At 43.4% G+C, this 8900-nt stretch carries 11 protein-coding genes and 3 tRNA genes; 6 read left to right on the forward strand and 8 right to left on the reverse strand.

Going from position 1 to position 8900, the window contains the following annotated elements; all coding sequences use genetic code 11:
* The coding region (locus tag QVP40_RS09740; RefSeq protein ID WP_288200457.1) for a hypothetical protein at nt 1–1429 on the reverse strand (1429 nt) is incomplete at its 3' end.
* Nucleotides 1430–1959: 530 nt separating this feature from the next.
* Between QVP40_RS09740 and QVP40_RS09745 the strand changes: the two genes are divergently transcribed.
* The 6 genes from QVP40_RS09745 to QVP40_RS09770 all read left to right on the forward strand — a co-directional run bounded on the left by QVP40_RS09745 (nt 1960) and on the right by QVP40_RS09770 (nt 5446).
* A complete protein-coding gene (locus QVP40_RS09745) occupies nt 1960–2139 on the forward strand; it encodes a hypothetical protein (protein WP_022068253.1) in 180 nt (59 codons plus the stop codon).
* A 155-nt stretch (nt 2140–2294) separates the two neighbouring features.
* On the forward strand, nt 2295–2606 hold the full coding sequence (locus tag QVP40_RS09750; RefSeq protein WP_022068254.1) for a rhodanese-like domain-containing protein: 312 nt from the start codon (nt 2295–2297) through the stop codon (nt 2604–2606).
* 86 nt (nt 2607–2692) lie between these two features.
* On the forward strand, nt 2693–3238 hold the full coding sequence (gene yfcE, locus QVP40_RS09755) for a phosphodiesterase (protein ID WP_022068255.1): 546 nt from the start codon (nt 2693–2695) through the stop codon (nt 3236–3238).
* Nucleotides 3235–4389, forward strand: a complete 1155-nt coding sequence (locus tag QVP40_RS09760; RefSeq protein ID WP_022068256.1) for a THUMP domain-containing class I SAM-dependent RNA methyltransferase — start codon at nt 3235–3237, stop codon at nt 4387–4389. Before yfcE ends, QVP40_RS09760 begins: the two co-directional genes overlap by 4 nt.
* Complete coding sequence (locus QVP40_RS09765; RefSeq protein ID WP_022068257.1) at nt 4386–4970, forward strand: XTP/dITP diphosphatase; 585 nt, start codon at nt 4386–4388, stop codon at nt 4968–4970. Before QVP40_RS09760 ends, QVP40_RS09765 begins: the two co-directional genes overlap by 4 nt.
* Nucleotides 4967–5446, forward strand: coding sequence for a metallophosphoesterase family protein (locus QVP40_RS09770; protein ID WP_022068258.1), 480 nt, complete (start codon nt 4967–4969; stop codon nt 5444–5446). The genes QVP40_RS09765 and QVP40_RS09770 overlap by 4 nt, the downstream gene beginning before the upstream one ends.
* A 79-nt stretch (nt 5447–5525) precedes the next feature.
* Here the strand turns inward: QVP40_RS09770 and QVP40_RS09775 are convergent, their stop codons facing one another.
* The 7 genes from QVP40_RS09775 to QVP40_RS09805 form a co-directional block, all read right to left on the reverse strand.
* A complete protein-coding gene (locus QVP40_RS09775; protein ID WP_022068259.1) occupies nt 5526–5810 on the reverse strand; it encodes a helix-turn-helix domain-containing protein in 285 nt (94 codons plus the stop codon).
* Between the two features lie 17 nt (nt 5811–5827).
* A complete protein-coding gene (locus QVP40_RS09780) occupies nt 5828–6727 on the reverse strand; it encodes a hypothetical protein (RefSeq protein WP_022068260.1) in 900 nt (299 codons plus the stop codon).
* 10 nt (nt 6728–6737) lie between these two features.
* Nucleotides 6738–6959 (reverse strand): DUF4318 domain-containing protein, encoded by a 222-nt coding sequence (locus QVP40_RS09785; protein WP_022068261.1) that lies wholly within the window; start codon nt 6957–6959, stop codon nt 6738–6740.
* A gap of 333 nt (nt 6960–7292) precedes the next feature.
* Nucleotides 7293–8216, reverse strand: a complete 924-nt coding sequence (locus QVP40_RS09790; RefSeq protein WP_288200458.1) for a metallophosphoesterase — start codon at nt 8214–8216, stop codon at nt 7293–7295.
* Nucleotides 8217–8526: 310 nt separating this feature from the next.
* Nucleotides 8527–8607 (reverse strand) — tRNA-Leu (locus tag QVP40_RS09795).
* Between the two features lie 83 nt (nt 8608–8690).
* Nucleotides 8691–8763, reverse strand: a tRNA-Lys gene (locus QVP40_RS09800).
* Between the two features lie 8 nt (nt 8764–8771).
* Nucleotides 8772–8843: transfer RNA gene (locus tag QVP40_RS09805), tRNA-Gln, on the reverse strand.
* Between the last annotated feature and the right edge of the window lie 57 nt (nt 8844–8900).

An 8900-nucleotide genomic window follows, 5' to 3' on the forward strand; every position in this document is an offset into this window, starting at 1 on the left:
GAGACGGCTGAGTCTGTGCGCCTGTCCCTCCTCTGTTTTTTCGAAGAGACAGGGAAACCCATTCAGAACTGTCTCCCTCCTGGTGAAAATTTCGTGTGTAGGAATCCCCGACAATATCCACCGTATAATATCCGCCTCTTCTGCCATTGCAGATAAGCTTATTTTCGCAAAAATACCATGGACCTGCGGACTCGCTCAGATGCAGAGGCTCCCCGATCTGGCGGACAGTTCCTCCGTTGTTTCCGTAAAGAACAATATCATATCCCAACTCCGGTGTATAAATGTCCTCATCCATTTCGGAAAAACCTGTTGCTGCCACTAATATGGATTCCTGATTTTCTCCGGCATCCACTATGGCATAATAATCTCCCACATGGTTTGTTTTTAAAAACTCCTCATAGGAACCTGCCACAGATACCGTATCTGAACCAGCGCTTTCCTCTTCTGTATGCGTCTGATCCACAATCTCCCGGATGGACGAGGTATGATCTTCAATATCCATCCAGAAGCCCTCCAGATATCTTTCCGATTTTAATCTGTCATATACATACTGACCTGCTGACTGCCCCTCTTCCATACTGTCTCCGCGCACTAAGCGCACAATCGAATAACAGCGGGGATCCTGGCTGACTGTTGAATGAACGACAAAATTTTCCATTCCGATTCGTTCAGACTGAAATCCCAGGGCCCGGTATCTCTCTATCATTTCAATGGTATACTGTCCATAGTCCAGTCCCTGAAGCGGTGTTGGATCTAAAGCAAATAAAGCTTCGAGTTCCATTCCCGATGCCGCATATTCCATATCCTGAGTACTTTCCATAACTGAAAAAGCGGATCCGTCATAGGTATATCCTCTTAAATACCACTCAAATCCTGTCACCAGATATTTTGGAGACGCGCTGTACTCATAAAAGAACTGATACTGTCCGTTTACCCTTCTCAAAAAAATATTTCCCTCATAGGCAGTGGAATTCGTATCAGACATTGCCGCCAGATCCTGAAATCTCCCTTCCAGATCATATTTTCCCAGCTCAAACATATCGGAAACCATCCAGGTATCCACATTTAATTCATACATGGATATCCTGACACATTTATTTTCCGGCCCAAAAGTTTCACTTGGCTCATAAGTAACTGCCAGAATTTCATCACTGTTATCATTATCAAAATCCCATTTCAGACATCCGAGAATTCCTTCCTCCTGAACATTCTGAAGTTTCATTATCTCATCCTGCATGACCAGCGGCGTCTCCAGGCGCTGTCCGCCAATATAGGGAAGTCCGGTCAGCCGGGATACGATACTTCCGGCGTCTTCCTCCTTCTGCTGCTGAGCCTCCGCCCTGTTTTCTGCCGCCCACAGGATCTCCCCGTTTCCCAGTGCCAGAACACAGGTCAAAACTACTGCAGTTACATTTTTCATCTTTTTCATACACATAGTCTCCTTCCTGCTATTGAAACTACAACCCTTTACAAAAATCCTGCTCACATTCCCACATAACTTCTGTTGTATTTGTGTTTGACAGCATTTTTAAACGAAATGTCTGTCCTGCACAATTTCTTTTTTCAGTCCCTCAGTCCGCTTTTTCCGGGCTTTCCAGGCCTTCTTTTTCTTTTTTACAGAGAAACACCCGGTAGGGGAGCTACCGGGTGTTTCGAGGGGAGTATAAATAATTAAATAAGGGGTTATGTAAAAAAAATTTTTGAAGGGTAAATTCTTTTTACAGATTAGATTATAATATAAACTGGAAAAAAAAGCAATATGATTTCATGAATATTATTACAACTTTTTGACATAATAGACAGTGTAATAAGCAAGTTGACAAAATGCATTCCAAATCGCCTTAGGTGACAGGAAGCATTTTGCCCTGTATGTCTCAGGGTTTTGGCACAGATACCAAAATACCCTGCGGGATAGTAAACAGCAGCTATTCAACACATTACACCAGGAGGAAAATGAAAATGACAAAAAATTATGAAACAGAAAACAAAAACATGAACAGCAACACAGACAAAGCTTCTGATAAAAGCGCACAGAACTGCGGAAAAAACAGTTCCAAAAGCGCTTCCAGAAACAGCTCTAAAAACAAAACTACAAACGCTTACGACAGAGAACAGAACAATTACTCTGACAGATACTAAAGAAAAAAATCAGCAAAAAACAAACGTTTCTCCCTTCTTACAGAATCGTATGGACAGGGCGGATGCAGGCAGATGCCGCATCCGTCCTGTCCTGTCTTCCGATCTGTTTCTCCGTCCTCTTTTCTGCATATGATAAATAAAAAAGGAAAGCTCAAATGTTTCCCATTGAAACCATTTCCGCCAAAATGCTGGATTATTATGCAGACCGTTCCGACGCTCTCATCATAGACGTCCGCGATGCGGCCCTTTATCAGAAAAGTCATATCCGCGGCGCGGTAAACTATCCTTACAGCCAGATTGAACAGTGCCGGGAGCTTCCCCGGGAAAAGCTTCTGATCTTTTACTGCCAGCGGGGCGGCTCAAGTATGGCCGCCGCCAGACTTTTTGTAAAAAAAGGGTACAAAACCCGGTCTGTGATCGGCGGTTTTGAAGCTTATCGAGGAAGAAATCTTGTAATTTCCGGATAACCGTGATAATGTAAAAGAGAAAAATCCTGTTCTGTAAAAACAGAACGGATTTTATACAAAACACCTATTATAAGGAGAATACCTGAATGAAATACTTATTTGCATCAGATATACATGGCTCCGCATATTACTGCCGGAAGCTTTTGGATGCGTTCCGTGAAGAGCAGGCAGAACGTCTGGTTCTTCTGGGCGATCTGCTCTATCACGGACCCAGAAATGATCTTCCAAGAGAATATGCTCCCAAAGAAGTCATTGCTCTTCTCAATGAACATAAAAACAAAATTTACGCTGTCCGCGGAAACTGCGAGGCCGAGGTTGACCAGATGGTTCTGGAATTTCCGGTAATGGCTGACTACTGTATTCTTTCTGTAGACGGAAGAACCTTTTACGCTACTCACGGACATATTTATAACCAGGACAATCTTCCCCCTCTCCAGGAAGGAGACATTCTGATCCACGGACATACTCATGTGTTAAAGGCTCAGCAGATGGATGGATATATCCTTTTAAATCCAGGCTCTGTTTCCATTCCCAAGGAGGGAAATCCTGCAACCTACGCAGTTCTGGAAAACAGTATATTTACTATTAAAGATTTTGACGGAAACACTGTCAGAGAAATGAGGCTGCCATGAAATATATGGAACTGATCGCTCCCTGTCATTTTGGAATGGAGGCTGTCCTGAAACGGGAAATTCTTGATCTCGGCTATGAGATCAGCAAAGTGGAAGATGGAAAAGTAACTTTTCTGGCTGACGCTGCGGGAATCGCACAGGCAAATGTATTTCTCCGCACCACAGAACGTATTCTTCTGAAAGCAGGAGAATTTAAAGCAGTGACCTTTGACGAGCTTTTTGAAAAAACAAAGGCAATTCCCTGGGAAAACTACATTCCTCAGGATGGAAAATTCTGGGTCGCCAAGGCCAACTCCGTAAAGAGCGCGCTTTTCAGCCCTTCTGATATCCAGTCCATTATGAAAAAAGCAATTGTAGAGCGTCTGAAAGGCGTTTACGGTATTTCCTGGTTTCCGGAAGACGGCGCAAGCTTTCCCATCCGTGTATCCTTTATGAAGGATGTGGCCACTGTGGGCATTGATACCTCAGGAGTATCCCTCCATAAACGCGGCTACCGTCAGATGACTGTAAAAGCTCCGATCACTGAAACACTGGCATCAGCCCTTATTATGCTTACCCCATGGAATAAAGACCGGATCCTTGTAGATCCTTTCTGCGGAAGCGGAACCTTTCCTATTGAGGCAGCCATGATCGCCGCTGATATGGCTCCCGGCATGAACCGCTCCTTCCTTTCTGAGGACTGGAAGCATATTGTTCCTCGAAAATGCTGGTATGACGCCATAGAAGAAGCAAACGACCGGATCAACCTTCATATTGAAACGGATATCCAGGGCTATGATATTGACGCAGAAGCGCTGAAGGCAGCCCGTTCCAATGCAAAAATGGCAGGCGTGGACAAGCTGATCCATTTTCAGCAGAGAGCAGTTAAGGATCTCAGTCACCCAAAACCATACGGCTTCCTGATCACAAATCCTCCATATGGAGAGCGTCTGGAAGAAAAAGCGGCTCTTCCGCAGCTTTACCGGGAAATCGGAGAAAGCTTCAACCGTCTGGATAAATGGTCCATGTACCTGATCACGTCCTATGACAGAGCTGAAAATGATATTGGGAAAAAAGCGGACAAGAACCGCAAAATATACAATGGAATGTTAAAAACCTACTACTATCAGTTTCTGGGGCCAAAACCGCCAAGGAGGAATGCAAACAAATGAAAAAAGTAATTTTTGCCACCGGCAATGAAGGAAAAATGAAGGAGATCCGCGAAATTCTCGGTGATCTGGATATCCGGCTTCTTTCCCTGAAGGATGCCGGAATCACAGCTGATATTGAAGAAAACGGAAGTTCTTTTGAAGAAAATGCAGTCATCAAGGCAACGGCTATCCGTGACCTTACCGGAGAGATCGTACTTGCTGATGACTCCGGTCTGGAAATCGATTACCTGAATAAAGAACCGGGTATCTATTCTGCCCGCTACATGGGTGAAGATACTTCTTATCATATTAAAAATGCAAATCTTATTGAGCGCCTGAACGGAGTTCCTGATGAAAAGAGAACTGCCCGCTTTGTATGCGCCATTGCAGCCGCTTTCCCGGACGGGACTGTTCGGACAGTCAGGGCAGCTATGGAAGGCAGGATCGGCTACGAGGAAAAAGGCGAAAACGGATTCGGCTATGACCCCATTTTTTATCTTCCGGAATACGGATGTTCTTCTGCGGAGCTTTCCATGGAGGAAAAAAATAAAATCAGCCACAGAGGGAAGGCTCTGAGGGCTATCAGGGACGAGCTTCAATGAAACTCCTTATTGTCAGTGACACTCATGGAAGAGACGCCAATCTGGAAGCTGCGGTTCTGAGAGAGCAGCCTTTTGATATGCTGTTCCACTGCGGAGACGTGGAAGGGCGCGAGTTCTACATTGAAGCCCTTGCCGAATGTCCCTGTACAATTATTGCCGGAAACAATGATTTCTTCTCCGACCTTCCAAAAGAGGATGAAATTACTGTATTCAAACACCGGATCCTTGTAACCCACGGACATTTTTACGGCGTTTCTATGGATCTTTCCCGTCTGATTGATGAGGCCAGATCCAGAAACTGTGACTGTGTGTTCTTCGGTCACACACATAAACCAGTTATTGACGAAGAGGACGGCATCATGGTATTAAATCCGGGAAGTCTTACTTTTCCAAGACAAAACGGACATAAGCCAAGCTATGCTGTTGTAGAAGCAGACGAGGACGGAGGTCTCTCTGCCGAAATCCGTTACCTCTGATACCACAACGGGGACAAAAGTCAGTCTTACTTTTGTCCCCATACTTTTATGTCCGGCAGTTGCTTGTCCCGCAATATTCTTATTCCTGCTCTGAGCAGGTGCGCTGATTTTCTGCAAGAAGCTCTTTGATTTCCGGAACAGACCTTCCGTCTTTTCTCTGCTGCCGTATCCATTCCACAAGCTGTACGCTCTGTTCTCTCCGGTACCTTCTTGTCAGGTTTTCTTCTTCCTGCTCAAAAGGCAGCATTCCCTCCTCAGTATAATGCTTCAGGGTACTGTAACGGCACCCGGTCAGACGCGCCAGCTCCCCTATGGAAACATAGTCTGAAGCAAGAATCGCTTCCATTGTTCTCCGTCTGGACATATTTCATATGCCCCCCTTCACCGGTATACAGGAGAAAGCAGCGCTCCCTGAACAGGAATTCCCTGGCATGAAACAGTTTTGGGGACAATGCGGTAAAATATGTTGTCAATTTTTAAAAGAGTTTCTGTTCCATTCTTTACTTCTTCCACAAAATGCCCGTGTTCGCATAAAAAACTCATCATTGCCGTTCTGCGGTCACTGACTGTAGTTCCAAAAATAACAAAATCAACAAACACAGCCTGACGCCTTTCCAGAAACGGAAAAGTAAGATTTACCCCCTGCATATAAGGATTCTGAAAAAGTTTTTTCTTTTTCCTTAAAAAGGCTGTCCCCAGACTTTCAAAGGCTTTATGAAATTCCTGCTTCCACAACACACCTGTCCACTGACCGGATGCTGCCATACGCACCATTTTCTGAGATATTTCTTCCTGTTCTTTTGCCGAAAAGATCTCATGGATAAATCCACTTTCACGGATCATCCACAGAAGCAGAATCCCATCATCGGTCAGCTCTCCTTCTTCCAGAAGTTCTGCCCGAAGGGCTTCTGTCACCTTTTGGTAAATATCCTGATCACTTCTGTACACCATCAGATCCACGCCTGCAGTATCGTAATACATATCACAGCCCAGAAGATCCGGAACCTCGTCCAGCGCTCCCCGGGATATCAGAAGCCCTATATCCTCTCCGGCCTCCTTATTCAAAGCTTCTGTTTTCAGGGATTTTACGGTTTTCATTTCTTTTTCCAGTTTGTCCGCAAAACCCGGGCTTTGACAGTCACCGGAGGCAAGAAGTCTCTCTGCCCGTTTTCCTGCGGCAGCTGCGCGAAGAACAGCACTTTTGGCAACCGATTTATGTCTGCTGTCCGTTCCATCCAGTCCTATAAGAAGAAACTGCTGTACAAGTGTGTAATCTTCCATATTTTCTCCTTTATTTTTCCTTACATTTGATGCCGTAGTTACCCCGGCTCCCATTTTCATAGCCCCGGCAGATCTCATAAACTTTTCCATTGATCTCTACCTCATCATCACCGGTAAAGGTACAGGAATCTCCGTTCTTTTCACAGTACTCTGATATTGCCTGCATGGCTTTTACCATAGTAGGATATTCTGCGCTGTCCTCATAAGGAATCCAAAAAGCTTTTTTAAACATATCCTTCACCTCTCTCACTTCATATTTCTTATTACTTACTACTTATAATTTATTATATACTCTCTCTTCTGAAAAAAGTCAATATATTTTTATATTTTTCTGAAAAAATTACAGGGCGGTACTCCTGTGAATACCGCCCTGATCTCTGATATATAACTATAAATGAGCAAATATCGAATTTTGCACAATAGAATCCATAATATACGCACAGAAAAGAAATATTAAGCTCTATATGTGCATTAAATAAAAACAAATTCGTGATAATTTTATGCACTTTTTCAAATTTACTCATAAAATAAATTCCATACTTTTTGAATCATCAATATTTCTTTATTATGAAATATGAATATCTGCAATTTCATTACTTGTTCCGATTCTCACCGGAAGCTGAAAAAAGCCTGCTCCTGAAGAAATAATGGCATGCGTTTTTCCAAACTGTTCATGTCCATAAAAATAATGTTTTCCATTTGCCAGCTTTGTAAAATATGTTACCGGAAAAAACTGTCCCTTATGGGTATGACCGCTGAGAACCAGGTCTGCCCCAAATTCAACGGCTTCAGGAATACCACTGGGATTATGATCTAAAACTATAACCGGTAAGCTCGAATTTATTTCTTTTGCCAGACTTTCCATTGAGCTTCTGCAATTATTACTTGCATCGGTTCTTCCTGCCAGGCAGAAATCTTCCAGTTGAATCACCTGATTATGCAGAAGCTGAATGTTTGAAGCCCGTAAAAAATCAGCAAATTTCTTATTATCTGCCTTTGGATCATGATTTCCCAGTACGACAAACACGCCTTTTTTTGCCTTTATTTTACAAAACAGGGAGCTGATTCTGCCAAGAACCTCATCATCCTCAAGAATGTGATTATTTACATCAATAATATCTCCGCATATAACTACCAGATCAGGTTCCAGCCGGTTCACTTTATCCACAATATTCTGAATATGCTTCTCTCCTACAAACACACCCAGATGAATGTCACTCATCATGGCAATCCGACAGGTATTTCCCCTCAATCCCAAAGGAATGGAATAAGCAGTATATTTTATCTTTTTTGCATGAAGATATCCAAGCGCCACAATTATAACGGCCAAAATATCCAGAACAAATACCCCCATGGCCTGCGCTTTTCCAGAAACCATAAACAGGGCAGAAAAAATCCACCATAAAAGCAGAATCATAAAATCATATATAAAAAAGCAGCTATATATACCCATGAGCATTTCAAGCTTCTTATTTCTCCACTTTTCCATGATCTGATTCTGCATGAGAGCTGAAATCCCCATCACTATATAAATTATGCCAATTATGCAGGAAACCCCTGTACTGACTCCCAGGGTCCAGACTGCATAGCTGTTCATAACCGCACCGACAACTGAACTTAATAAGATAACAGCAGAAAAAACTTTTTTGAAAATATTCTTCTCGAGAATTTTACCAAATGGTGTGTTCATCACCAGTCATCTCCTTTTTCTGATCCTTGCACAGAGCATACTCCATGATGCACTATTTTATTATTTCCAAAAATAATTAACAAAAAACGCCTGGAATCAGGCGCTTTTATGCGGGCAACAGGACTTGAACCTGCACGTCGTAGACACCAGAACCTAAATCTGGCGCGTCTGCCAATTCCGCCATGCCCGCGCAATATTTATATCATTCATTTTAATAAAATGATGATAACCTATATGATAAGAAAAAAGCATCTGTATCTCTACAGATGCAAGTGAGGCATCGGGGATTCGAACCCCGGACAACTTGATTAAAAGTCAAGTGCTCTACCGACTGAGCTAATACCCCATAACAGACTGGGCTAGTTGGATTCGAACCAACGAATGCAGCAGTCAAAGTGCTGTGCCTTACCGCTTGGCGATAGCCCAAAGGCGAAAGGGTGGATACAGGGATTCGAACCCTGGGCCTCCAGAGCCACAATCTGG

The sequence above is a fragment of the Blautia sp. CAG:257 genome (assembly GCF_000433815.1).
Taxonomy (GTDB): Bacteria; Bacillota; Clostridia; order Lachnospirales; family Lachnospiraceae; genus Blautia_A; species Blautia_A caecimuris.

Coding starts and splice junctions, on each gene's coding strand:
- QVP40_RS09775 (WP_022068259.1), bottom strand. CDS start 5,810: ATGTCCAGACGGAGAACAATGGAAGCGATTCTTGCTTCAGACTATGTT.
- QVP40_RS09790 (WP_288200458.1), bottom strand. CDS start 8,216: ATGGAAAAGTGGAGAAATAAGAAGCTTGAAATGCTCATGGGTATATAT.
- QVP40_RS09780 (WP_022068260.1), bottom strand. CDS start 6,727: ATGGAAGATTACACACTTGTACAGCAGTTTCTTCTTATAGGACTGGAT.
- QVP40_RS09760 (WP_022068256.1), top strand. CDS start 3,235: ATGAAATATATGGAACTGATCGCTCCCTGTCATTTTGGAATGGAGGCT.
- QVP40_RS09785 (WP_022068261.1), bottom strand. CDS start 6,959: ATGTTTAAAAAAGCTTTTTGGATTCCTTATGAGGACAGCGCAGAATAT.
- QVP40_RS09750 (WP_022068254.1), top strand. CDS start 2,295: ATGTTTCCCATTGAAACCATTTCCGCCAAAATGCTGGATTATTATGCA.
- yfcE (WP_022068255.1), top strand. CDS start 2,693: ATGAAATACTTATTTGCATCAGATATACATGGCTCCGCATATTACTGC.
- QVP40_RS09765 (WP_022068257.1), top strand. CDS start 4,386: ATGAAAAAAGTAATTTTTGCCACCGGCAATGAAGGAAAAATGAAGGAG.
- QVP40_RS09745 (WP_022068253.1), top strand. CDS start 1,960: ATGACAAAAAATTATGAAACAGAAAACAAAAACATGAACAGCAACACA.
- QVP40_RS09770 (WP_022068258.1), top strand. CDS start 4,967: ATGAAACTCCTTATTGTCAGTGACACTCATGGAAGAGACGCCAATCTG.